The sequence below is a fragment of the Paenibacillus sp. ALJ109b genome (assembly GCF_010747435.1).
GTDB lineage: Bacteria > Bacillota > Bacilli > Paenibacillales > Paenibacillaceae > Paenibacillus > Paenibacillus taichungensis.
The window spans coordinates 32,823-58,545 of sequence record NZ_JAAIFP010000031.1; the positions used below are offsets into that span (position 1 = coordinate 32,823).

Annotated in this window: 17 protein-coding genes and 1 tRNA gene; 2 read left to right on the forward strand and 16 right to left on the reverse strand. The window is 46.1% G+C overall.

The features are described from left to right. Positions 1–20: 20 nt before the first annotated feature. The 15 genes from hemB to G3352_RS26300 form a co-directional block, all read right to left on the reverse strand. Positions 21–1,022, reverse strand: coding sequence for a porphobilinogen synthase (gene hemB / locus G3352_RS26230; RefSeq protein ID WP_163761108.1), 1,002 nt, complete (start codon positions 1,020–1,022; stop codon positions 21–23). A 107-nt stretch (positions 1,023–1,129) separates the two neighbouring features. Further along, positions 1,130–2,692 (reverse strand): uroporphyrinogen-III C-methyltransferase, encoded by a 1,563-nt coding sequence (gene cobA / locus G3352_RS26235; RefSeq protein ID WP_163761109.1) that lies wholly within the window; start codon positions 2,690–2,692, stop codon positions 1,130–1,132. Between the two features lie 4 nt (positions 2,693–2,696). After that, entirely contained in the window at positions 2,697–3,653 is a 957-nt protein-coding gene (hemC, locus tag G3352_RS26240; protein ID WP_099858122.1) for a hydroxymethylbilane synthase, read from the reverse strand. A 2-nt stretch (positions 3,654–3,655) separates the two neighbouring features. After that, positions 3,656–4,306 carry a precorrin-2 dehydrogenase/sirohydrochlorin ferrochelatase family protein gene (locus G3352_RS26245; RefSeq protein ID WP_163761110.1) on the reverse strand — a complete coding sequence of 217 codons (651 nt, stop codon included), beginning with the start codon at positions 4,304–4,306 and terminating at the stop codon, positions 3,656–3,658. 5 nt (positions 4,307–4,311) lie between these two features. Further along, positions 4,312–5,139 carry a cytochrome c biogenesis protein CcsA gene (ccsA, locus tag G3352_RS26250; protein WP_449011010.1) on the reverse strand — a complete coding sequence of 276 codons (828 nt, stop codon included), beginning with the start codon at positions 5,137–5,139 and terminating at the stop codon, positions 4,312–4,314. Positions 5,140–5,153: 14 nt separating this feature from the next. Further along, positions 5,154–6,542: a glutamyl-tRNA reductase gene (hemA, locus tag G3352_RS26255; protein WP_076290790.1), complete on the reverse strand. Its 1,389-nt coding sequence runs from the start codon at positions 6,540–6,542 to the stop codon at positions 5,154–5,156. A gap of 571 nt (positions 6,543–7,113) precedes the next feature. Continuing rightward, positions 7,114–7,704, reverse strand: a complete 591-nt coding sequence (locus G3352_RS26260) for a non-ribosomal peptide synthetase module (protein WP_163761111.1) — start codon at positions 7,702–7,704, stop codon at positions 7,114–7,116. A gap of 263 nt (positions 7,705–7,967) precedes the next feature. Next, complete coding sequence (gene yihA, locus G3352_RS26265; RefSeq protein WP_076290792.1) at positions 7,968–8,621, reverse strand: ribosome biogenesis GTP-binding protein YihA/YsxC; 654 nt, start codon at positions 8,619–8,621, stop codon at positions 7,968–7,970. Between the two features lie 155 nt (positions 8,622–8,776). After that, on the reverse strand, positions 8,777–11,116 hold the full coding sequence (lon, locus tag G3352_RS26270) for an endopeptidase La (RefSeq protein ID WP_163761112.1): 2,340 nt from the start codon (positions 11,114–11,116) through the stop codon (positions 8,777–8,779). A gap of 86 nt (positions 11,117–11,202) precedes the next feature. Further along, positions 11,203–12,957 carry an ATP-dependent protease LonB gene (gene lonB, locus G3352_RS26275; RefSeq protein ID WP_076290794.1) on the reverse strand — a complete coding sequence of 585 codons (1,755 nt, stop codon included), beginning with the start codon at positions 12,955–12,957 and terminating at the stop codon, positions 11,203–11,205. Between the two features lie 169 nt (positions 12,958–13,126). After that, on the reverse strand, positions 13,127–14,224 hold the full coding sequence (gene ispG / locus G3352_RS26280; RefSeq protein WP_076290795.1) for a flavodoxin-dependent (E)-4-hydroxy-3-methylbut-2-enyl-diphosphate synthase: 1,098 nt from the start codon (positions 14,222–14,224) through the stop codon (positions 13,127–13,129). 123 nt (positions 14,225–14,347) lie between these two features. Continuing rightward, positions 14,348–15,601 carry an ATP-dependent protease ATP-binding subunit ClpX gene (gene clpX / locus G3352_RS26285; RefSeq protein WP_063566713.1) on the reverse strand — a complete coding sequence of 418 codons (1,254 nt, stop codon included), beginning with the start codon at positions 15,599–15,601 and terminating at the stop codon, positions 14,348–14,350. Between the two features lie 12 nt (positions 15,602–15,613). Continuing rightward, positions 15,614–16,204 (reverse strand): ATP-dependent Clp endopeptidase proteolytic subunit ClpP, encoded by a 591-nt coding sequence (gene clpP / locus G3352_RS26290; RefSeq protein ID WP_024633993.1) that lies wholly within the window; start codon positions 16,202–16,204, stop codon positions 15,614–15,616. A gap of 376 nt (positions 16,205–16,580) precedes the next feature. Next, entirely contained in the window at positions 16,581–17,909 is a 1,329-nt protein-coding gene (tig, locus tag G3352_RS26295; protein WP_163761113.1) for a trigger factor, read from the reverse strand. A gap of 135 nt (positions 17,910–18,044) precedes the next feature. Continuing rightward, positions 18,045–19,022: a hypothetical protein gene (locus G3352_RS26300; RefSeq protein ID WP_375165357.1), complete on the reverse strand. Its 978-nt coding sequence runs from the start codon at positions 19,020–19,022 to the stop codon at positions 18,045–18,047. Between the two features lie 190 nt (positions 19,023–19,212). On the opposite strand from G3352_RS26300, the gene G3352_RS26305 reads away from it, so the two are divergent. Together G3352_RS26305 and G3352_RS26310 are read left to right on the forward strand one after the other, a co-directional pair. Then, positions 19,213–19,286: transfer RNA gene (locus tag G3352_RS26305), tRNA-Arg, on the forward strand. A 293-nt stretch (positions 19,287–19,579) separates the two neighbouring features. Then, on the forward strand, positions 19,580–20,815 hold the full coding sequence (locus G3352_RS26310; protein ID WP_163761114.1) for a CynX/NimT family MFS transporter: 1,236 nt from the start codon (positions 19,580–19,582) through the stop codon (positions 20,813–20,815). 91 nt (positions 20,816–20,906) lie between these two features. Here G3352_RS26310 and G3352_RS31510 read toward each other — a convergent pair whose 3' ends face one another. Beyond that, positions 20,907–25,433: a S8 family serine peptidase gene (locus G3352_RS31510; RefSeq protein WP_275898461.1), complete on the reverse strand. Its 4,527-nt coding sequence runs from the start codon at positions 25,431–25,433 to the stop codon at positions 20,907–20,909. Positions 25,434–25,723: the final 290 nt, after the last annotated feature.

Consider the following 25,723-nt stretch of genomic DNA (forward strand, 5'->3'; position numbering starts at 1 on the left):
GCTGTTATGGGAGCAAGCTATTATTTTTCGGCCAACCAGCGTGAAGCGTCTTTTCCGTAGTACGTAATAATCATATCTGCTCCCGCACGTTTCATACTCAGCAGAATTTCCATAGCCACTTTCTTCTCATCAATCCAGCCTTGAATCGCCGCTGCCTTCACCATGGCATACTCTCCACTTACGTTGTAAGCAACCAGTGGAAGATCAAATTGGTCCTTGATCGTACGCATGACATCCAGATAGGACAGTGAAGGTTTCACCATCAACATGTCCGCTCCTTCGAGCACATCGGTTTCGGCTTCACGCAATGCTTCACGAGCGTTCGCCGGGTCCATCTGATACGACTTGCGATCTCCGAATTGTGGCGTGGAATCCGCAGCTTCGCGGAATGGACCGTAGAATGCCGAAGCATATTTTACGGAGTAGGACATGATCGGAATGTGACTAAAACCATTCTCATCCAGTCCGGCACGGATCGCTTGGACAAATCCATCCATCATGTTGGATGGTGCAATGATGTCTGCTCCAGCTTTAGCCTGGGATACCGCAGTTTTCACGAGCAGCTCCAGTGATTCGTCATTGAGAACATCTCCGCAAATGTGACCGTCCACTTCCACGGTGTGCACCATACCACAATGACCGTGATCAGTGAATTCGCACAGACAGGTATCAGCAACAACCAGCAGCTCAGGATACCAGGACTTAATCAGCTTCGTTGCTTCCTGTACAATGCCATCTTCAGCAAATCCAGACGAACCAACACTGTCTTTGGTTTCGGGAATACCGAATAAGAGCACAGCCGGAATACCCAGTTCGGCAATCTCTTTCACTTCTTCCTGCAGACGATCCAGCGAGAAGCGGAATACGCCCGGCATGGATTTGATTTCGGATTTTACATTTTCACCATAAGTAACATAGATGGGTTGGATAAAGTCATCCACAGTCAAATGGGTCTCTCTCACCATATTGCGAATACCTGTGGATTGACGTAAACGGCGATGCCGCACAATTGGAAAACTCATACGTGTGAAACCTCCCTGAATAGTGATGTGGAGCAAAAAGCGAAGCGCGCCGGTATCGTAACGAATTCAGCACGCTTCATCTATCGATTGCGGTTCAATTTATATGTTTAACGGGGAAATACAGCTTCTGTGGCAGGCTTTCGTTTCCACTCAGACAACACAGAAATCAGACTCTCAATGGTTGCTTCTTCCGCCATCATTGTGACCTTCAAGCCTGCTGCTTCTGCCGTCTTCGCTGTAACAGGCCCGATACATGCAACCTCTACATTTTCCAATAAAGGCAAGGGGTCCTGCAATCCCATCCGTTTCAGAATGCTCATGAAATTGGTGACGGTAGATGAACTTGTGAAGGTCATTGCATGGATGCCGCCCTCTTCAAGCAGCTTCAGCAGTTCATCGTCATCCTCGCCAGCCAGAATGGTGTCATAGATAATCGCCTCGGTAACGAGAAGCCCTCGTTCCCTTAACTGTTCAGGCAACCAGGAGCGTGCGAGATCTCCATGCGGTAAAAGTACCCTTTGCCCTTCCTTCAGTTCACTTTCAAAAGCTTCAAGCATACCTTCGGCCTGAAATGGTCCTTGGATGACTTCCGCTACGATACCATACTTACGCAAAGCATCCCCAGTGGAAGGCCCCACCGCAGCAACTCTCGCTTGATGAATGGAGCGAATATCTTTCCCCTGTTGCTGCAAATGACGGAAGAAGAATTCCACCCCGTTTACACTCGTGAAAAATACCCAGTCAAATGTATTTAACGCACCAAAAGCCTGTTTGACACTTTCCTGTGCCGACTCCCCTGATGGCATCACGGTCTCAATTACCGGAAATTCGTAAGGCTCACCGCCAAGTTCCTCGATCCGGTTCACCAATTCACTAGCCTGACTGCGTGCTCGCGTCACCAAAATGCGTTTGCCAAACAGCGGCAGTGCTTCCGCCCATTTCAACTGTTCGCGCTGGTTCACCACCTCACCAACAACAATGACAGCGGGTGGTTGAAAATTCGCAGCGATGACTTTTGCTTCGATATCTTCAAGCGTACCTGTGATCGTATCCTGCTCTGCTCTTGTGCCCCAGCGAATCAATGCCACTGGTGTTTGCGCAGGGCGTCCGTGACGAATCAACTGTTCGCTGATATATCCAATTTTGGAGACGCCCATCATAAATACCAGTGTGCCTGTTGCATTCGTCACTTTATCCCAATGAATACTGCGGTCAAGCTTGTCCGGACTCTCATGCCCCGTAATGATGGAAATAGAGGAAGCATAGTCGCGGTGGGTCACAGGTATTCCAGCGTAAGCAGGTACACTTATTGCTGAGGTTACACCAGGTACGATTTCAAAAGGAACGTCGTTTTTGCGCAGCAGATCAGCCTCTTCACCCACGCGTCCGAATATCGTCGGGTCTCCCCCTTTAAGCCGGACCACAACTTTGCCTTCCAGTGCGAGATCAACCAGCAGCTGGTTGATTTCTTCCTGCTTCATCGTATGTCGATCCGGCCGTTTACCCACATATATCTTAACCGCGCCGGGCTTCATTTGTTTGAGTAATCTTGGACTAGCCAACCGATCGTAAACAACAGCATCCGCTCGACCGATCGATTCCCAGCCTTTTACCGTAATCAGCTTGGCGTCACCTGGACCTGCACCAACCAAAAAGACCTTCCCCACCATGTCTTCATCCCCTAACTTCTGCCAGTATCTGCTCTGCTCCCCGTTCAATCAATCTCCAAGCCACTTCTTCTCCAAGACGAACCGGATCTTTGCCCGTCATCGCTTCTTTAAGAATCAGTCCACCGTCTGGCGTACCGACCATACCTGTTAATTGTAACGTGTTTTGTCCATTCGGGGAATCTGCATCTTGCTGTGGCACCCATACGGCATGAGCTCCAATCGGAACCTGACAGCCCCCATTCAACACACTAAGGAAGCGACGTTCAGCCAACACAGGAAATGCGGTTTCCGGATCGTTATACAACTGCAACAGATGGAGCAGTTCGGCATCATCTTCACGGCATTCAATGCCGAGTGCACCCTGACCAACTGCGGGAAGACAAGCTTCCTCTGACAGATACTCCGTAATCCGATCCTGCCAGCCCATTCGATACAAACCAGCGGCAGCCAAAATAATAGCGTCCAAACCTTCTGTCTCCAGCTTGCGCAGACGGGAATCAATATTGCCACGAAGCGATTCGAGTTGCAAATCCGGACGGTATGCTTTCAGTTGACTGGATCGACGCAGACTGCTCGTCCCCACTCTTGCACCTTCTGGCAATTGATCCAATGTGAGTCCACCATTTGAAATCAGTGCATCACGAGGATCCGCACGGCGTGGAACAGCACCGTTCGTCAACCCTTCAGGCAGCTCAGAAGGCATATCCTTCATGCTATGAACAGCCATATCAATCGTGCGATCCATCATCGCCTGTTCAATCTCTTTGACAAATAGTCCTTTGCCTCCGACTTTGGACAGGGTTACGTCGAGAATCAAATCTCCTTTTGTAACAATTTTATGTACTTCAAAATCAAAAGCTAATCCTTCCCGTTCACAAATATCACGTAAATCTTGAATTACATGGCCTGTCTGGGTCAAAGCAAGTGCGCTTTGTCTGCTTCCCACTTTAATTGTCCGCATGTCTACACGTCCTCCTGATTATGGGATATCCAGTCCCCAATTTGTTCTTCGGTCCACCACTTGAACTGACCTGTACGGATCTTTTCCAGCACATTCATTTTGGTTAAACGACGAAGTAATTTAGCTCTGACACCTGAAGAAGATACACGTGCCTTTACTTCCGTCCTCATCTGATACAAAAATTCAATATATGTTTCGTACTCATCTCCGAATTGCTGCTCCAAGGTGTCACGAATTTCTGCTGCGGCCACAGGTCCTGCTCCAGCGGTTGATATCGCAATGCTCAGTCTGCCACGCCTGACCACGCTTGGTGTAATAAAGGTGCTTCGCTCAGAAGATATGGCGTCATTAACCAGTATACCCGCATCTTCGGCTTCTTGGACAACAGCTGTGTTCACTTCACCTTGGTTCGTTGCTGCATATACGAGAAAGGCCCCCCGCAAATCTCCATTGCGGTAGGACCGGGCTAGCCATTGAATTCGGGAATCATGATGCAATTGTTGTAACGTTGGCGTAACTTCCGGACTAATCACCTTGATTTGCGCTCCCGCATGAAGCAAACCTTTTATTTTACGTTCAGCAACACGTCCGCCTCCAACCACGCAGCAGGATTTCCCTGATATATCCACAAATATTGGCGTGTACCGTTCCATCCCCTTCACTCTCCCGTCCAACGATGAAACGCTGAATACGCATTGGATAAAAAACTGATAATGACAAAGCCGTATCCGATCAGCGTCCATCTCGCCATAATGACTGTGGAAAACTGTTTTCTTCTCTTAAAGATGAAGTATCCCACATAGATGGCTATGGCAAGTCCCGTTGCAATAACCTTGAGATCCAAGAGCAGGCTCCAGCGCGTTTCAGCTACAATGGACAATACCGCGAGTATGATAGAAACACCAAGAAGAGGTGTGCCTATCAGTGTAGCACCATCCATATATTTGCCGATCACTTCGAGACTCGGCAGACGACGTACGGTATCATTCCATTTCTTATTCTTCAGCTTACGGTGCAAGAACAGATATAACAAGGCAAATACAGCACCCACCGTCAGAGCCGCAAAACCAAGATTGGCCAACGTAATATGCATAATAAGCAATCCATGCACAGTCTGCCAGTTATGCAGAGATATCTCACCTGCTGTAAACCACAACCGATTCAACACCGTAACCGAGAAACCAACCACGTTCAGCAATAAAATGACAAATTCGGAACGCTGAATCCGAGTCATTACCAGAGACATCAACACAATACTAAATGAAAAGATAAACAAAAAATCAAACGTGGTATAGATTGGAAAATGCCCTTCAGTTAACATGCGTAAAATGACATGAAATACCTGAAGCGCCCACACAACAACAAGAAACCCTGTGCCTGTCCGCTTCGCCCCCGCATTGCGTCGAATGCAGTCCGAGAAATAGAACAGTAGGCTCAGGGCATACATATAAATTAAAGCTTCATAGATTTGTTCAGCTAGGGTCAAGCTGCCCACCCGCCTTATACGCCTGCCGGAGCATAAGCCGGCACGGGGTCTTGCCGGGAATCGTTAAGATGAACGGCATCCGGTTTGCGCAGAGCCGTCGCATCACTCTGACTTACTTTCTCAGCGGCCACCTCTACTGCATCCTCCAGAGCAAAGATCTGAGTAAACATGCGCAGCGCTTCATCACCGTGCTTGGTACCAGCCATTTCCTTAATCCGGTTAATCGGATCTGTCGTCATTTGATTCACGATGCTTTTCGTCAGACGGCGGATAACTTTACGCTGATGTTCATCCAGTTCAGGCAACTTATTAAACAAACTATCCATCGTTTCTTCATGAATGGAAGCACCTTTTTCCTGCAATGCCCGAATAACAGGACGAACGCCCAAGGTTTTGAGCCATTGATAATAATCTTCCATCTCAAGTTCAATCATTTTCTCGATCTTGGCAGCTTCCACCTTACGCATCTCCAGATTGCTCTCCACGATTCCTTCCAAGTCATCAATATCATAAAGGAATACATTGGATAACTCGCCGATCGCCGGATCAATATCCCGCGGAACAGCAATATCAATCAGGAACAGTGGACGCGATTGACGACGCTTCATGCTTTCTCGAACAACAGTGGCATCCAGTACATATCTTTCGGCCCCCGTCGAACTGATGACAATATCAACCTCGTTCAGTCGCTCTAGTGCCTGTTCCATCGTACAAGGGGTCCCCCGAAACTTCGCTGCCAATTCCTCAGCTCGCGCAAGTGTCCGATTCGCCACAATGACTTCTGAGGCTCCGTTGGTATATAGATGTTTTACTGTAAGTTCACTCATTTTGCCGGCACCCAGAATCAGCACCTTCTTATCCGTGAACATACCAAAGATACGCTTGCCTAGTTCTACAGCAGCATAACTTACAGATACCGCACTCTCTCCGATCGAAGTCTCCGAATGTGCCCGTTTACCCAATGTAACAGCTTGTTTGAACAGCATGTTAAACCAGGTCCCAGTAGCTTTCTCTTCCTGTGCTTTGAAAAAAGCCTGTTTCACCTGTCCAAGAATCTGAGTCTCGCCAATAACCATCGAGTCCAGCCCACAAATGACACGGAACAAATGGCGCATGGCTTGATCATCTTCATATATATATAAGTGTTGCGTAAATTCTTCCCGCGGAACATTAAACCATTGTTCCATGAACGTCCGAATAAAATAACCACACATGTGAAGACGGTCTACCACAACATACAACTCGGTACGGTTACATGTGGCTACGATTACACCTTCCAATACACTCTTGGTCAGCTTGAGCTGCTGCAGCGCTTCAGACAAGTCCTTTTCTGCAAATGTGAATCGTTCCCTAACCTCTACAGGCGCCGTGCGATAATTCAAACCAACGACAACGATGTGCATTGCAAGTTCACCTGCCTAATAAATTTCCAATCAAAGTGTTTTCTACATATGTTCATCCATTTATGATTGACATGGTTAATTATATCACACATCCATAGTATGACTGGGCCATTTTTATGAAATGTTTATGAAATCCCCATGTAAATCATCTTATGCATTGTCATTTATTGTAGTGTCTCACCAATCTTCACCGTTATGCGTTAAATACTTGTTTTAATGATAAAGATTCAGGAAAATCCCATATAAAACAAATAGCCATGGATGGCTCCATGACTATTCAGGTTTGGGATGATCTTCGTTCCATCCCGATATGTGAACATTATTCATGCTGTCGTTATTCAATCACGTTTCTTTGCGTACTTGGTTCCTATATTCTTTCCATTTCAACGAGATTAAAAATAACATCTATCCAAAGGGAATGCAACCCCTTTTAGGAAGATCAAAAAATAAAAGATTCGTGTCCATCAAGCTCCCAAAATCAAGAAATCCCCTTTCGCTTCGGCCTGGAATATGCCAGATCAGAGCATTAGGGGATGGTTAGTTGGGTACTTGTATAATTCACTCTTTTGGGTCAGTAGGCTTCAAGCTCAAACAGCCGTTTCTGGTGGCGCGCAAGCTTTTCATCAATCTGCTGGACTTGATCAGAAGTATAGGCATCCAATCTTGAATCGAGTAACGAATCAACCTCGGCGTATAACCTGTTTATCTCGCGTTCAATATCTCGAGCCTGGAACACACGCTGCAATTCAAGCAACGTATTTTTGTATTCGTAGATGACACGGGTATTCTCGCCGGTCTGCTCCACAATTTTACGGACAACGCCCTGAGTATAAACATACGTCATGGTGAACTCCTCATAAATGCGATGAACAACGCCATCACCCTTAAAGGTCATAAAGAGCTTCCGGACTACGTTCGTCAGATAATGGTTTACCAGGCGGCAAGATAACTCACAGATGTAAAACCCTTCCCTACGGTCAAAAGGGAAATGAACTTCTTCTCCACTCACATCTACGAGCACAATTTCCTGGCAGCCATTCTCCATCACCTTCACTCGTTGATGAATCCGGCCATCTTCTGTCATGCGTAAAAACTGATGCATCTGGGGTTCTGACAATTTCAAAGTGGCTTTAACATACTCTGTAGCTAATCGCTGAGCCATAAAAAATCTCCTCAATTCTTTCCCGATTGTTTTGTTTCCTGCACATGTGGCAGTGATCTCAAAATTCTTCAGGTCGGCAAGGCCGCTACTTTGGTACTGTTACGATTGCACCTATACTCATTATACACTACCGTATAGCTATTTCGCCTCAAAATAAAACAATGAATGTTCACGAAAATCCATAAAATATGGATTAATCCTTGATCGCATCAAAGATCCACCCCAGTTGCTCGCTTCCCTGCATCAAAATGGCGTAATCCCGGTTATCCGTTAATTTCGTTGTCTTCGTGATTTTTCTCAGCCTGTGACTCTTCTTCCACTGTTTCTTGACCGATTCCGGCAAAACGAGTGATGATCTCCCATAACTCTTCTTTACCTAAACCTTCTTCTGATGAAAACGGTACAAACAGATCGCCAGGACGAAGATCCAAAGCTTCTTTGATGACTTTAATATGTTTGGCTCTACGCGTTTTTGGAATCTTGTCCATCTTCGTCGCAACCACTACCAGAGGCAAGCCATGATGGCGGAGCCACTCATTCATCATCTTGTCATCCTTGGATGGCTCATGTCTCATATCCACCATCTGCATGACCAGTTTCAATTCCTCGCGTCCCAACAAGTACTTCTCCATCATTTTGCCCCAGGCAAAGCGTTGCTCTTTGGAAACTTTAGCGTAGCCATATCCCGGGAAATCGACGAAGTAGAGATCCTGATTGATCTTATAATAGTTCAGTTGCTGTGTCTTACCAGGGGTAGAACTTGTCCGGGCCAAGTTTTTGCGATTAATCAAACGGTTGATCAAAGATGATTTCCCTACATTGGACCGCCCCGCCAAGGCAATCTCGGGCAGGCCGTCCTCGGGGTATTGTTCAGGCCGAACGGCACTGATAATAAATTCGGATTGATTTACTTTCATAATGTATCTGTCCTCTCTTGAATCCTGTGCTCTTAATTAGAGCTGCTGTTGGTATTATGCCATGGATTGTTCTATCATACCAAAAAAACCGTTCCAGCGGACGCCAAAGCTTCCGCAGAACGGTTTACTCTTCATACGATCCCTCGTTTAACGGACTACAGGTTTATTCCTGCCTGTTCCACAAGCGCATGTTGCAGCACCTGATCCATATGGGCTACAGGAACAAATTCCACATCTTCTTTGATGCTGTCCGGAATATCCCGCAGGTCCCGTTCGTTATCCTTGGGCAATAATATTTTTTTATAACCAGCACGGTGAGCCGCCAGTGATTTTTCCTTAAGTCCGCCGATCGGCAACACACGACCACGAAGCGTTATTTCGCCAGTCATGGCAATGTCCTTGGAGACATGTTTGTTTGTTAGAGCAGAGATCAACGCAGTCGCCATCGTAATTCCGGCAGATGGTCCATCCTTCGGAATGGCTCCTTCCGGAACGTGGATATGGATATCGTTCTTCTCGTGGAAGTCGGACGGAATGCCAAGCTGTGCAGCTTTGGATCGTGTGTAGCTGAATGCAGCCTGAGCTGATTCCTTCATGACATCGCCCAGTTTACCTGTCAACGTCAGCTTGCCTGTACCAGGTACAACAGTAACCTCGATCACGAGGGTATCTCCACCCACTTCAGTCCACGCCAGTCCCGTCACCGTACCAATCTGATCTTCCAGTTCGGCCATACCATAGCGGAATTTACCCGGACCAAGGTAATCCTTCACTTCATCTGGTGTAATGTTAATCTGACCTTCTACACCAGACACGATGTTTTTGGCCGCTTTCCGACACAACGAAGCCATCTGCTGTTCCAGATTCCGTACGCCGGACTCTCGTGTATATTCACGAATGACACGCAGCAAGCTGTCATCCCCGATATTCAGCTGATCTTCTTCAAGGCCATGGTCCTGTTTCTGCTTCGGCAGCAAATAGTTTTTGGCGATTTGCAGCTTCTCCAGCTCGGTATACCCCGGAATATTGAGCATTTCCATCCGGTCCAGAAGCGGACGTGGAATGTTATGCACTGTGTTGGCAGTTGTAATAAACATAACGTTAGATAAGTCAAACGGCAACTCTACAAAGTGATCACTGAACGTGTTGTTCTGTTCGGGATCAAGAACTTCGAGCAACGCTGCGGAAGGGTCTCCGCGGAAGTCCGAAGCCATTTTATCGATCTCGTCCAGCAGGAACACCGGATTGAGTGAACCCGCTGTCTTCATGCCCTGAATGATACGACCTGGCATTGCACCCACATAGGTGCGACGATGACCGCGAATTTCTGCTTCATCTCGCACGCCACCCAGCGATATTCTGACGAATTCGCGTCCAAGGGATCTGGCGATAGAGCGGGCAAGTGACGTTTTCCCTACCCCTGGAGGTCCAACCAGACAGAGGATCGGTCCTTTAAGCTTTTTCACCAGCTTCTGAACAGCCAGATATTCAAGCACACGTTCTTTCGGTTTTTCCAAACCGTAGTGATCTGCATTTAGCACATCTTCGGCCTTTTGAATATCCAGATCGTCGGCTGTCATCTGCGTCCAAGGCAGTCCCAGTAGCCAATCCACATAGTTGCGGATAACGCCGCCTTCGGCAGAACTTGATGGCATTTTCTCCAGACGATCAATTTCTTTCTCAACCTTTTCCTTCACCTTGTCCGGCAAGTCAAGAGCCTCCATTTGATTTCGGAGTTCCTCAACTTCCCCGGCACGGCCTTCTTTCTCACCCAGCTCTTTTTGAATCGCCTTCATCTGCTCACGCAGATAATATTCTTTCTGGGTTTTCTCCATCTGTTTCTTCACGCGCTGGCTGATCTTACGTTCAAGCTCCAGCACTTCCCGCTCATTGTTCAGGATGTCCAGCAACTTCTCCAGCCGTTCACGAACATCGATGGTCTCCAAAATCTCCTGTTTGTCCTTGATCTTCAAAGACAGGTGACTGGTAATAACATCGGCCAAACGACCTGGTTCTTCAATATCGGACACAGCCGCAAGTGTCTCAGGTGTAACCTTTTTGGACAGATTAATATAATTTTCGAACTGGTTCAGAACTGTACGCATCAGCGCATCCGTTTCTGGATGACTGTTCTCCTCTTCAGGAAGCTCTTGAGCCAGAACCTCATAGTATTCCTCGTTGTCCGTATATTCAATGATTTCAGCCCGTTCCAAGCCTTCCACAAGTACACGAATCGTCCCGTTTGGAAGCTTCAGCATCTGTCTGACCTTGGCAACGGTTCCGATTCTGAAAATGTCCTCTTGTGTTGGTTCTTCAATATTTACCTCGGCTTGGGAACATAGGAGAATCAAATGTTCTTCTACCATCGCTTTTTCTAAAGCCTTGACCGATTTCTCCCGGCCCACATCGAGATGCAGTACCATACTCGGGTAGACGAGAAGTCCTCTTAAAGGCAGTAAAGGAAAACGACGACCTTTCGCTTTGCTCGGTCCCATCGCTTTCGCACCTCCAATGGCTCTCAGGTTGTAGTCATTCATTATTCTATCAAATGTTCACATAAAAAACCAATGAAGGGAAGCGCTTAGCAGCTTCCCGAATCTGTAACCTGTCCTGGACGGGGCAAGTCAGCACGTAAATAGGATGCGGATGCCGGTGGGAAAATCTCCGGTGCAGGTGTCGCTGTCTCCTCCGCAAGGTTGATTTGTTTGGCTTGCTCCTCATTAGGCACCCAGTCAAATACTTCTCGGAATACGTCTTCAACAGTATCGACCGGGATAACACGTAAGCCATCCAGATTTTCAAAGATGGACTGCCAGTTCTCTGCCGGAATAATGACAGTCTTCGCACCCGCCTGGAATGCAGCCTCCACTTTGGCAAGTACGCCGCCGATCGGTTTTACCCGCCCATGAATACTGATCTCGCCAGTCATCGCTGTCTCATGGTCAATCGGACGCCCTTGGATGGCTGATGTAATGGCTGTCGCCATAGCAATTCCTGCAGATGGTCCATCAATTGGCGTTCCACCTGGGAAGTTGACGTGTAAATCATAATCGTTAGGACGAATACCCATGGCCTTTAATACGGTTAACACATTTTCAACCGAGCCTTTAGCCATGCTTTTTCGCCGGAGCGTGCGCGAACCGCCTCCAATCTCTTCTTCATCCACAACTCCCGTGATGTTAATTCGTCCCTGATCTCGAAGAGCCGGAACAGCGGATACTTCGATCTCCAGAATGGTGCCCATATTCGGTCCATATACGGCCAAGCCATTCACAAAACCGATCTGCGGCCGCAAAGGCACCTTGCGATCTGGCCGGGGCTGAATTTGGCTGCTGCCAGCGACCCATTCCACATCCGAAGCCTGCAGCGTTTCACGTTTTTCAGTCAATGCCAGCCCAGCAGCGAGCTGAATGATATTCACCGCTTCACGACCATTGGTTGCATAGCGCTTAACCACATCCACTGCTTCTGGACACGGACTGAATCCGATTTTCTGAACAGCATCTTCTGCGATTTGCCCAATCTCTTCGGGCAGCAATGGACGGAAATAGACCTCCATGCACCGCGAGCGCAAGGCTGGAGGCAGTTCATGGGGCGAACGAGTCGTCGCTCCGACAAGACGAAAATCGGCTGGCAGACCATTTTGAAAAATATCGTGGATATAAGCAGGAGTATGCGTGTCTTCCGAGTTATAGTACGCACTTTCCAAAAAGACCTTGCGGTCCTCCAACACTTTCAGCAGTTTATTCATCTGGATGGAATGCAATTCACCAATCTCATCAATAAAAAGCATCCCTCCATGCGCTTTCGTAACGGCACCGGGTTTCGGCTGAGGAATACCAGCTACGCCCATCGCTCCTGCTCCCTGATAGATCGGATCATGCACTGAACCAATCAAAGGGTCAGCAATACCCCGTTCATCAAAACGCGCCGTTGTGGCGTCGAGTTCCGTGAATTTGGCATCGGCCTTGAAGGGAGATGACGGATTCTTTTTGGCTTCTTCCAAAACCACCCTTGCCGCAGCTGTTTTACCTACCCCTGGAGGTCCATATATAATGACATGCTGAGGATTAGCACTGCATAGTGCGGCTTTAAGGGCGCGAAGTCCGTCTTTTTGCCCTACAATGTCATTAATGGTTGCCGGACGTGTCTTCTCTGACAGGGGCTTGGTGAGTGAAATGGAGCGCAACTTCCGCAGCTTCTCCAGTTCCTTGCGGGATTCACGCTCAACCGCACCGCGATTCGTTTTCTGCCCACGAAGCAAATTCCAGAAATACAAACCGATCACCACACCAAAAAATAACTGAATCATCATTATGACCATACCAAATTCCATGTCTCAACATCCTCCTGTTCTATCCCTATTCTCATATGAGATCATGCTAATACTTGGTAGTATAGCCTTTTCACCGAGACGTAAACGGGTGATCGGGAAATTGTATGTTTGAGAACAAAAAACAGCCCGTCAATGATGACGGACTGTTACATAACGATATATAAATCAATCAGTGCGAGCGGCCAGGAATAACGCCTGTCGTTTCATAGGACTCCACGATTTTGTCGATCTCTTTTTTCAATTCCTCAACCATGATTTCTTCCGGAACTTTACGGATCATTTTACCATGACGGAACAACAAGCCTTCTCCACGTGCACCGGCAATACCGATATCCGCTTCCTTGGCTTCACCCGGACCGTTAACGGCACAACCCAACACCGATACTTTGATCGGCACCTTGAGTTTGGAGATATACTCTTCCACTTCATTCGCAATGGAGAACAGATCGATATCCAAACGCCCACAGGTAGGACAGGAAATCAGCGTAGCTGCATTGGAAATTAGACCAAAGGTTTTGAGCAGGTCACGAGCGACCTTGATTTCCTCAACCGGGTCTGCACTAAGCGATATCCGCATCGTCGAACCAATACCCATCGATAACAAGGCACCCATACCGGCAGAACTTTTGATTGTACCAGAGAACAACGTACCCGCCTCGGTAATGCCCAGATGCAACGGATACGGAATGATTTGAGCTGCTTTGGTATACGCCTCAATCGCCATCGGCACATCCGATGCTTTGAGAGACACGATGATATCATGGAAATCAAGTTCTTCCAGAATACCAATGTGATAAAGTGCACTTTCTACCATAGCATCAGCTGTTGGGTAACCATATTTCTCAAGCAAATGGTTTTCCAGAGATCCTGCGTTTACCCCGATTCGAATCGGAATACCCTTCTCTTTACAAGCTTTCACGACTTCCTCTACTTTTGCACGTTTACCGATATTGCCGGGATTAATCCGTACTTTATCGATGCCGTTCTCAATCGCAAGGAGCGCCAGTTTATAATTAAAATGGATGTCCGCTACGAGCGGGATATTAATCCGTTTTTTGATTTCCTTGATGGCTGCTGCAGCTTCCTCATTGTTCACCGTTACACGCACCACTTGACAGCCTGCTTCTTCCAAACGCAAAATCTCTGCCACGGTCGCCTCAACGTCTGCCGTTTTCGTTGTACACATGCTCTGGATGATGACTTCGTTGCTGCCACCAATCGTTAAGTTACCCACTTTTACGGGTCGTGTATCTTGTCTTAAAAACATGAGTGATTTCTCTCCCCACAACGTCAAAGCTCCACCCTGACAGAGACATGAATTCGCCTTCTGCCAGGAGTGGAGAACTGACAAGTCTATATTTCAGTGTTGAAACGGAATATTAACCTTTAGTTAGGCACTTTCTTCCTGCTTGTCGTCCTTGGATTGGCTTAGTTCAGGCACGACTCTCTTCTCAACGACTTCTTCGGTAATGACACAGTTCGTAACATCATCACGGGAAGGTACTTCGTACATAATCTCAAGCATAATGCCCTCGATGATTGCGCGCAGACCACGTGCACCCGTGTTTCGTTTAATGGCTTCCTTCGCAATCGCCAGTAATGCTCCTGGTTCAAACACCAGATTTACATTATCCAGTTCAAGCAATTTTTGGTATTGTTTCGTAAGCGCATTTTTTGGCTCGGACAAAATCCGTACCAGTGTATCTTCGTCCAGCGGCTCCAAAGTGGAGATAACTGGCAAACGGCCTACAAACTCCGGAATCAGACCGAATTTCAGCAAGTCTTCCGGCAATACCATACCCAGATATTCACCTGGTTTAAGATCTTTTTGTTCCGCAACGGTGTTAAAGCCGATGACTTTTTTACCGATCCGGCGTTTGATCATTTGCTCGAGACCATCGAAGGCACCGCCACAAATAAACAAGATGTTGGTGGTATCAATCTGGATGAATTCCTGATGTGGATGCTTACGACCACCTTGTGGCGGTACAGAAGCTACAGTTCCTTCCAGAATTTTCAGGAGCGCTTGTTGAACACCTTCACCCGATACATCACGTGTAATGGATGGGTTCTCGGATTTACGCGCTACTTTATCAATTTCATCGATATAAATAATGCCGCGCTCTGCTTTTTCCACATCATAATCAGCAGCTTGAATCAGCTTGAGCAGAATGTTCTCTACATCTTCGCCGACATAACCTGCTTCCGTCAATGAAGTTGCATCAGCAATAGCAAAAGGAACATTAAGGATTTTGGCCATCGTTTGCGCAAGCAACGTTTTACCAGAACCCGTAGGTCCTAACAGCAAAATGTTACTTTTTTGCAATTCAACGTCCTCAATCTTGCTTTGTGTGTTGATCCGTTTATAGTGATTGTAAACCGCTACAGACAAAGACTTCTTCGCCTGATCCTGTCCGATGACGTACTGGTCAAGGATGTCGCGGATTTCTTTCGGTTTTGGAATATCTTTGAGGTCCAGTTCTTCGTCATGACCGAGCTCTTCCTCTACGATTTCAGTGCACAGTTCGATACATTCATCACAAATGTAAACGCCCGGTCCAGCGACCAGCTTGCGCACCTGTTCCTGAGATTTACCGCAAAAAGAGCATTTCAATTGCCCTTTCTCATCGTTAAATTTAAACATGAAACCACCCCTTTAGGAATTGATCGGTCTGCTGAGCACCTGGTCAATAATGCCGTACGTTTTGGCTTCTTCAGCACTCATGAAAAAGTCACGGTCTGTATCCCGCTCGATTTTCTCAAGGGGTTGACCTGTACGATCGACGTATATTTGATTCAGTTTCTGACGTGTTTTAATAATCCATTCTGCGTGAATTTTGATATCCGCAGCCTGTCCTTGAACGCCGCCAAGCGGCTGATGAATCATCACTTCGCTGTTAGTCAGCGCATATCGTTTGCCAGGAGCACCGGCTGTCAGCAATAACGAGCCCATGCTTGCTGCCATACCTACGCAAATGGTCGATACATCCGGCTTGATATATTGCATCGTATCGTATATACCCATCCCTGCGGTGACAGAACCACCAGGTGAATTAATGTACAAGCTGATATCCTTCTCAGGATCGTCGGCTGCCAAAAACAAAAGCTGCGCTATGACAAGATTGGCTACATCGTCATCAATCGCACTGGTTAAAAAGATAATGCGATCCTTCAGCAAACGCGAATATATATCGTAAGACCGCTCGCCTCGATTGGTTTGTTCAACAACCATTGGCACCAGACTCATGAGACCAACCTCTTTTCTACATGTAATTAGACATAGGCTACCTGTAAAGCAAACCCAAATTCATTCTAACACGTTCCTGTGACAATGTCATTTTTCACAAGTGGTGTCAAGACAGAGTGAGTTTACTTTTTTGCCTGATCATATTTAACCATGTTTTCTATGTATGTGCAAATCGGAGCAATCCTATGCCGTTTCACCTTTTTTTATTTGCAGGAGAACCATAGGACGTTGAATGTGCATAACCAATGTCACAACGAATCCCATCCATATTATTACTGAATCCTCTATAAAATGGATGCCATAATTTAAAAATAAGGCACGCAATGATTCACGTGCCTTATCGTTTATTCAGCTGTTCATTACATAACAGCTTGTCTTATTTTTCGTCAGCTTCTGCAGCTGGAGCTTCAACAGCTTCAACGACTTTGCTGTTCTCAACGAGAACATCGATCGTTTTACGCAGTTTCACTTCGTCACGAAGGCTGTCCAGGGAACCATTACCCTCGAGAATGCCACGAATCTCTTCAGCAGGACGCTTGTAAGACTCAGCCATTTTTTCGAGTTCTTGGTTAACTTCTTCGTCAGACACTTCGATGTTTTCCGCTTTACCAACTGCTTCAAGAACCAAGTTGTTACGAACACGTTTGGAAGCATCTTCCTGCATTTGTCCTCTCAGGTCAGCTTGTGTTTGACCGGAGAAGCTCAGGAACATTTCCAGGTTCATACCTTGGTTGCGCAGACGGTTGTCGAAATCACGCATCATGTTTTGTACTTCGCTGTCAATCATTGCAGAAGGAATATCCACTTCAGCATTTTCAGCCACTTTTTCTACAACAGCATTTTCTTGAGCTGCTTTGGCTTCATCTGCTTTGCGGGATTCCAATTGCGTTTTCAGGTCAGCTTTGTACTCTTCAAGCGTATCGAATTCGCTAACATCTTTTGCAAACTCGTCGTCCAGTTCAGGAAGTTGTTTACGTTTGATTTCATGTACTTTCACTTTGAATACCGCTTTTTTGCCAGCCAGTTCAGCTGCATGGTAGCTCTCTGGGAAAGTTACTTCAACGTCTTTGAAGTCGCCTGTGGAAAGACCCACAACCTGCTCTTCAAATCCTGGGATGAATGTGTTGGAACCAAGTTCCAGGGAATAACGCTCAGCTTGTCCGCCTTCGAACGGTACACCATCAACGGAACCGTCAAAGTCGATTACAGCAACGTCGCCGTTTTGTGCAGCACCTTCGTCGATAACAACGAGTTCTGCGTGACGTTGTTGAAGACGCTCGAGCTCTTCAGTCACTTCTACATCCGTTACTTCATGTTTGGCTACAGCAACTTCAACGCCTTTGTAGTCACCCAGTGTAACTTCAGGTTTAACGGTTACTTTCGCTTTGAACTTGAATACTTGTCCTTTAGCGAATTGCTCGACATCTACGTCAGGACGATCAACCGGGAAGATATCCGTTTGGTCGATTGCTTCTGTGTAAGCTTCAGGAAGCAAAATGTCAATTGCTTCTTGATACAAGCTTTCCACACCAAAACGAGCTTCGAAGATCGAACGTGGAACTTTACCTTTACGGAATCCAGGTACGTTTGCTTGTTTAACTACTTTATTAAAAGCTTTGTCGAGTGCTGCAGTTACACGATCTGCACCCACTTCAACCTCAAGAACCCCAAGGTTCTTCTCTATCTTTTCCCAAGTTGCTTTCATTGTATACTTTCCCCTCCAAAATTCGCATGTTCACGTAGGCAATCACGTACAAAATAACCATTTTAGTATAAACAAGATTAGATTCTTTTTCAAGGGGAATCCCTTGATACGGTTTGAGGAAAACGTTTCCGGGTCCTATTGACCATCCAAACCGGCAGAAACAAACTGCTTCATCGATCGATATGCTTGCTCCAGACGAAAGCGCATCGCCCCTGTCACAGCATACATTGAGCGAGTATCTTCCTCGTCATGCGAACCGCCCAGACTGTCTGCAACGGTCATATGTAGAGCAGCTGCCCATATATCTGTCATGGAATCATTTTCTTCCAGCATGGACAGGTAATCACGGGTTCCGTACACGGCCATGACATATTGAATCCACAGTTCTTGTGCAAAATAAAAGAGCGTAGGTTCATGAACCTCCGTCTGATCTGCTACCCTTTCAAGAATCTGAACGATCTGAATCGGGAAATCCTCAGGTCTCAGCGGAACTGTATCAATCTCCACTTCAACCGGCTCTTCCCCACGAGTAAACGCAATAATGCCTTGAACACCTCGGCGTCGTAATGTCTGAAGCACACGGAACTGAAGTAAAGGATGCAGTGTCTTGTCTTTGAGCCAACCGGTAAGCGAATCATCAATTTCTGGCCGATCGAGATATGCAAGCTGCTCCAGCGCCAGCATCGTTTGTTCAGATAAAGGTTCCTCCATCACGGTACGAAGAAGTTTATCCGCATAGCCGTCATCCTGCTCAAGCTTGGATCGGGCATGTTGACGTGCCATGTCCTCTTCGCTGATTTCCTCTTCCTCACGCTCTTCACGAACCTCGGGTAAATCTTCCCCATAATGAGGGAATGCAGCTTCAAGCCATTCGAGCAGGGCTCGCCATTCGTCGTAATGCCGTTCTTCCTGCCCTTGGCATTGCAGCAAAAAGCGAAGCAGGTCCATCGCTTCACCATATCGTTCATTTTCTAGCATAACCGTCAATTGAATCTGGTAATAGTCCAGCGTCTTAGGAAACAGCACGATATTGTTACTGTGCTCGGTTTCCGGGGTCGTGGATTCCTTAATAGGAGCACCTCCTCTGTATCCTGAATCTCCAGTCGCAATCAACCATAAATAGATGTATATTAAACGAAAGTCGATCTATTTTTTGAGTTCTTCTGATATTCTAACATAACCTTAATTATAATGAAAAAAACGTTACCGCCGCCAAATATCATATACGAAAAATATATTATAATAAAATGTTTGATATTCATCATTATTTATGATAAAATCAATTTTGCTTGAAAAATTTCATGTCTCAGTAGCTCAGCTGGATAGAGCAACGCCCTTCTAAGGCGTCGGTCGGGGGTTCGAATCCCTCCTGGGACGTAATTAAAGAAAGCTTCCTTCGGGAAGCTTTTTTTTGCGTTCTGGGGATGAAAACCCCGATGGTTCGTCGGAGCATAAACTTCGGTAGGATTACTTCGCAGTCTCGACTGCAAGGAGAGTATCCCTCCTGGGACGTAATTAAAGAAAAGCTTCCTTCGGGAAGCTTTTTTTTGCGTTCTGGGGATGATTGAATACGTTAATCGGCTGATGTTGACACGGGATGTTATGCTTGTTTATGTATATGTATGTATCAAAGTATACATATTAGACAAATAAACTATAGGAGATTTACCATGCCATCATCTTTACGTCAAAACTCACCTGACCGCTCTGCAGTCGATAATTCATCGTCAGCATCCATGAAACTTGGGCTCTTGCTGGCAGGCATTATCGTTATCGCAGCAACAATGCGTTCACCTATTACGGCAACAGGTCCCATTGTGGAACTGATCCGTACAGATACAGGAATAAGTCATACATTGGCAGGCTTACTCACCTCTCTTCCTTTGCTTGCCTTCGCGGCAATCTCTCCGTTCGCTCCACAATTGGCGCGAAGATTCGGACTAGAAACCGCTCTGTTAACTGCCATAATCCTCGTGACCATAGGCGTATCCCTCCGGTTTATGCCCTCTGTACCCGTTCTCTTTGCAGGAACAGCGATCCTTGGATGTGGCATTGCCCTGAGCAACGTATTGCTGCCCAGTCTAATCAAAAGGGATTTCCCATTGCGAGTGGGGCTCGTTACCGGACTTTATTCTGTGTCCATGAATATATGGGGCGCTATCGCCTCAGGAATCAGCGTTCCTGCGGCAGGCTTAACCTCCATGGGTTGGCATGCTTCACTCGGCATGTGGGCTATACTGTCCATTTTGGCCCTCATTCTCTGGCTGCCTCACGTCCGTTCTGGACGTCGCGGCGAAGTTTACGTGGCTTCGAAAACGGAAGCGAAGCCGGTTCGCCTTATTACATCTTCCTTAGCCTGGTATGTCACATTGTTCATGGGACTGCAATCTTTAATTTTTTACACTACAATTACCTGGCTGCCAGAGGTTCTATCTGATCAGGGTTTCAGTTCCTCTTCAGCGGGCTGGATGTTATCCCTGATGCAAATGGTTAGTGTTCCGGTAACGTTCATCGTTCCCATTCTGGCTGGACGAATGAAAGATCAACGTGGGCTGACAGCAATTACAGGTTCATGTCTGATTCTGGGGTACGCATTCCTTTTGAGCGGCATCTCCTCTCTCGTAACCGTCGGTGTTGCTTTGGCCGGCGTTGGAGCCGGGGCTTCGTTCGGACTTGTAACCATGTTTTTTGTACTGCGTACGTCTGATGCAAGACAGGCTGCGGGACTTTCAGGTATGGCTCAATCCTTTGGGTATATGCTGGCAGCCGTCGGGCCGTTGCTGTTCGGGGTGCTTCATGATTGGACACAAGGATGGACCCTTCCATTGCTTTTGCAAGTTACACTTGCTGTTCTGTTACTTTTCATGGGATTGAAAGCAAGTGCCAACCGTTTGATTGGTTCATGATGAATAGGCCCTTCCATTATATAAGCAAAGAGACCTTTCTAATGGAAAGGTCTCTTTTTTTGATAAACTCACACTGTGATCAGAATAGTTATTAAAGCTTATCCAGATATTCAAGTAGACGGTATAGAACGACAGATACTTGAGCACGAGTTGATGTAGCTTTTGGAGCAAACTTGTTGCCAGACATACCTTTTACCAAACCATTCTCTACAGCAAAATGAACAGCTGATTTCGCTCCATCTGAAATTTGATCTTCATCTTTGAATCCAATGGATGTTACTCCTTGTTTTATTTCCAAAGCATCTGCAATCATCAAAACCATATTTTCGCGTGTCAATTGGTCCTGCGCATTCGCTTCTTTACTACGTGTTTCCCAATCGATTCCCGTTTCGAAAATACGATCTAGCAACGTCGCAAATTCTGCATGAGTAATGGTACTATTCGGTGAGAATGTGCTAGCACTAATACCTTTAGCAATTTGTTGAGAGGCTATAACTTCGATTTCATCTTTAGCCCAGTGGCTGTTGATGTCTCCAAAAGTTACAGCATTTTCTACAACAACATAAGAACCTGGTTGTGTTACATTGAATTCCAATTGTCCTTTTTGAGACGCATTGGACAAAGATGCAGGCTGCCAAGTATCTGTTGTTGTCTGATGATAAGCAATAACTTTACGTACGTCTTTTACAGACTTCACATCATACTTCAAAGTAAGTCCAATATTGTGCTTGAATTTGTCAGCATCAAGATCAATAGACACAATTTGAGAAACAATGTTCTCGTTTTGTTTGCTATCCTTACCTTCTGCAACATGCAACTTCAAGCTAAATCCTGTATCTGTGACGTAATCCGTTAAAGAAGCAGCAGGAATATTCACATTGAACGTTTTGCCCTCAATAATCAGATTTTTACCTGAGGCTTGAATTTTATATGCAGTGGCCTTACTGATTGTCAGATCTACTAGACTATATTTGTCAAACTCAACACTTGATAAATCCAGCTTGATTTCCCTCTTATCATCCTGCAACTGTGTATTGATTACCGTTTCGGAAATCGCTGCTGTAGCTTGTGTAGTTCCGTCAGCGTTTTTCTTTTCAGATATAGATGCGTCACCTTTAATTGTAGGCGTTGGTGCAGGTGATGGAGAAGAATTGGAAGAACTCGATCCGCCTGAAGACCCTGAACCAGAGCCCGGTGATGGTGTACCAGGATTAGGAACTTCCGGATCAGGATTTTTTTTCACCAGAAGTGATGTAGACGCTGTTCCAGTCAAACCTTGTAAGTCCTCAACAGACATTTCCACAATGTACTCCCCAGCTAACAACTTGCCGAGTCTAAGAGTGAATGAACCGTCTGTTTCAACTTCAAAGGCACCTTCATCAATCTTCTTATTCGATGTATCTTTCACAGTGTACCCAGCCTTCAATGAAGCTGTTACATCAAGTTCAGTATCCCATCCATTTTTTAGCGCTGGAGCGGCTACGATATAAAGATCATCAACATTACCTGTCAAAGCTTCTTTGTCCGCCTGCACCACTTCCAACTTATCTGGTGCTGTTACAACAGGCGCTGCTTTTTTCACCAAAAATGGAGAAGTATCTTCGATATACGTTTTGCCATCAACACCGATTGTAGTGATGTCAACCGTATAAAGACCATCTGGAATATTTGTTACCTCGTCGGTAGTGTAGTCTGCATACTGTCCATCCCACTCCAGATTATATCTTGTGTTAGCAGCGAAACTATAGTAGTTTCCAAAAATAGATCCAATATATCCATCTCCATAATAGCCCCCATCCGGGTTAAGGCCATCAAAGATCTCAATAAGGGCAAAATTCATAGGATTGTAGAATTCCATAGCTACATTGAGTTTATCCAACGTACCATCAGACTTCAATGGATAATGGAACGGGTTCTTTTCTGTACCTTTCACAGTCTCAATGTATTTAACGCCTGCCAATGTAAGATTGAAATGTGCGACATATGGAACACTAAATGTGTCCGTTCCATTAGACAACTGAAGGTATCCTTGCGCTTCTGCTACCGCAGTAACACCTTTTGGAACTGTAATAGTAACCTGTAACTCTTCCTCACCATTCAGTGTAAAAGAGCTCTTGTCCACCGCAACGGATACACCAGGGATAGTACGTGTTGGATTCACGCTTACAGTGTAGTTTCCACCGCTGCCATTCAGCGACTCCACTTTGATCGTTTTGCTGACGTTTTTTTCGTCCGTGCTGAGGAAGTTGCCAAAATTGACACTACCTGTAACATTTGGTTTCTCGACAGCCACGCCATTCTCTGTATATTTCGTTACATCCAATACTTTAACAAATGCAGCAGGATCAATCGTTTTCACTGCTTGAATACGTCCTGCACCTTGATCAAACACATCGTAATTGGTTGTGTCGAGCACTTTACCATTGTTCATGAGTGCTACTTTAATATCAAATGGTGTCCAGTCACTGTGCTTCTCAATCAATAGGGCAACTAGTCCGGCAACATGAGGTGTGGCCATACTTGTACCTGATTTACGATCATAAGCCTGTGAATAATCTGCTTCAGGCTCGTCCTTGCCATAGGCAGGAACAGTAGACAGAATGCTGGTACCCGGTGCAACTATATCCGGTTTGATATCCAGAGTCACCTTGGCTGGTCCGCGGGAGCTGGATGGATTCATTTCATCGCCAGCCGTTTGACCTTTAACGAAGTCACTGAAGCTCACTTCAACGCTTTGACCGGCATCCAGCTCAGCCTTGATACTTTCTCCATCCTCCTTCGACATGCTCAAGGTTGGAATAAGTTCAAAATTATCTCCCAAACTCACACCGATCGGGCCTGGAATATTGTTATATACGATAATAGCAACTGCACCAGCAGCTTTGGCGTTGGCTACTTTCTCTACAAATGCCAGCTCACCGCGCTGTACAAAAGCCACTTTGCCTGTAAAATCCTTGCCTTCAAAATCGGTCGGTTTACCCAATCCTGCAAATACAAGATCATATTGTTCCGTCAAAACCGATTCGGGATCTGCTGAAAGACTCCAGCCCATTACATCAAGTCGGTACACCGACTCAGTAACAGCCAATGGATTTTGCTCCGTTTCAGTTGGAGCAATCGCAGGCTCTTCTTTCACAAGTGCAACCTCCGGAGAGGTTTCGACTGGTGCCGAAGGCGAGGCTGGCTGAATACCCTCTTCTGATTGGCTGGCTTCCACATCTAAAGCTGTATCATCGTCAGATGCTGATTCAGACAATGCAGCTTCGTTTGTTGATGGAGCTACCTCACCGGTCACATCTTCCGTTGTGGTGGATGGTTCACCTTGAGCCGGAACTTCAGGAGTATCAGCACCCGGTGCTGTTCCCAGTTCAGGAGACGGCTCAACTTCAGGGACAGGTTGTTCTTCAGGAAGCGTACCTTCACCTTCCTCACCAATCCAGAAATGAGTGTTGGCTGTAATGCTTTGGCTAGGCCCCGTGGAGTTACCTACAGTGATTGCCATAGCCGATGCTCCTGGAGAACCTAATGTATAACGATTCGGACCATCATTACCACTTGCCACAACTGCAGTCACGCCAGACAGCATGGCATTATTAAGTGCAACTGAAGTGATATAACTTGGATCATTGGCAACGTTACCCAACGAGAGATTGATTACGTCCATGCCATCGGCAACGGAACGGTCAATTCCACCAAGCACCCATGAAGTTTGACCACTTCCGTAGGGCCCAAGAACACGATATGCATAGACATCGGCTTCAGGAGCAACCCCGACAATGCCGTAGTCCCCTGCTTCACGAGCAGCAATGGTACCGGCTACGTGAGTACCGTGGGATGTGTAATAGGCGCTTCCATTGGCATTAAATTCAGGTGCGCCAGATACTTTCCATTCTTCACGTGTTGTCTCATAAGGATCATTGTCATTTTCAACGAAATCCCATCCACCTTTGTAGGCGTCTTGCAAATTAGGATGTTCATAATCGATTCCTGTATCAATAACTCCAACTTTGACGCCTTTTCCTTTGTATCCCAGATTCCATACTTCAGGGGCGCCAATAAATGGTGCGGTATCTTTCATATAAGGATTCACTTCATCTGTTTCCGGGGCTACGTTAATTTCAAGGTCAGGGTATACACTGACAACGCCTGGTATGCGAAGCAATTGCCCCAATTGGTTGCCCTTAAGTTCAATGGCTACACCATTCAGAGCATATGCGTAATTTTCCAATACTTCGTGTTTGATTTTATTCTGAGTGAGGCTATGTACAAATGACTGTTGTTGTTGCTCGACTTGATTCACAGCCTTTGTTTCCATAGAGGAGGTAAAAGATTTTCCAGAGAGGGTAGATTCGCCTTGCGCAACAGCAACTGGTTTATTGGAGAGCTCAACAATTACTCTTGTTTTCTCCCCTCCAAGACCTTCCAGGCTCTTGTCCAAAAATGGATCTGCTGCAAGCTTGCCTTCCCGCTGGGCAAGAATTTCTCGCCATTGTTTGGCTTCGGCCTTGCTTAGCGAGTTCTCAAGCTGAACACCTACAGGAGCGGCTCCGGCCGCTGGCATAATGATAGAAAAAGTCATTAGGATACTTAACAATATGGATATCAATCGTTTATTCAAGGCTATGCCCCTCCTTCTCAATATGAAAGTACCTCACCAATCTTGGGTCCTGCAATGACAAGTACTGCAATACCTGTGACAACTCACCGCCCTATCTGCAAGTAGATTGACCCTTGGTAAATTATTCTACTAAAATAGCACATTCACCTTCTAAATAATTACAAATATGATATAAAAATTACTTATATGGTTCTTGAGTAAGAGAAAAATGTGGAATTGTATTTATTTGTCGATTGAATAATTCAATTTTTAAATACAACATAGGAAAAAAGGCCAAGAGCCTCTTCATT

What these genes read in the sequence shown, in the direction of transcription:
- cobA (WP_163761109.1), bottom strand. Translation starts at nt 2,692, where the DNA reads ATGGTGGGGAAGGTCTTTTTGGTTGGTGCAGGTCCAGGTGACGCCAAG.
- lonB (WP_076290794.1), bottom strand. Translation starts at nt 12,957, where the DNA reads ATGGAATTTGGTATGGTCATAATGATGATTCAGTTATTTTTTGGTGTG.
- ispG (WP_076290795.1), bottom strand. Translation starts at nt 14,224, where the DNA reads ATGTTTTTAAGACAAGATACACGACCCGTAAAAGTGGGTAACTTAACG.
- hemB (WP_163761108.1), bottom strand. Translation starts at nt 1,022, where the DNA reads ATGAGTTTTCCAATTGTGCGGCATCGCCGTTTACGTCAATCCACAGGT.
- yihA (WP_076290792.1), bottom strand. Translation starts at nt 8,621, where the DNA reads ATGAAAGTAAATCAATCCGAATTTATTATCAGTGCCGTTCGGCCTGAA.
- lon (WP_163761112.1), bottom strand. Translation starts at nt 11,116, where the DNA reads ATGGGACCGAGCAAAGCGAAAGGTCGTCGTTTTCCTTTACTGCCTTTA.
- G3352_RS26260 (WP_163761111.1), bottom strand. Translation starts at nt 7,704, where the DNA reads ATGGCTCAGCGATTAGCTACAGAGTATGTTAAAGCCACTTTGAAATTG.
- tig (WP_163761113.1), bottom strand. Translation starts at nt 17,909, where the DNA reads ATGAAAGCAACTTGGGAAAAGATAGAGAAGAACCTTGGGGTTCTTGAG.
- hemC (WP_099858122.1), bottom strand. Translation starts at nt 3,653, where the DNA reads ATGCGGACAATTAAAGTGGGAAGCAGACAAAGCGCACTTGCTTTGACC.
- clpP (WP_024633993.1), bottom strand. Translation starts at nt 16,204, where the DNA reads ATGAGTCTGGTGCCAATGGTTGTTGAACAAACCAATCGAGGCGAGCGG.
- clpX (WP_063566713.1), bottom strand. Translation starts at nt 15,601, where the DNA reads ATGTTTAAATTTAACGATGAGAAAGGGCAATTGAAATGCTCTTTTTGC.
- G3352_RS26245 (WP_163761110.1), bottom strand. Translation starts at nt 4,306, where the DNA reads ATGGAACGGTACACGCCAATATTTGTGGATATATCAGGGAAATCCTGC.
- hemA (WP_076290790.1), bottom strand. Translation starts at nt 6,542, where the DNA reads ATGCACATCGTTGTCGTTGGTTTGAATTATCGCACGGCGCCTGTAGAG.
- G3352_RS26310 (WP_163761114.1), top strand. Translation starts at nt 19,580, where the DNA reads ATGCCATCATCTTTACGTCAAAACTCACCTGACCGCTCTGCAGTCGAT.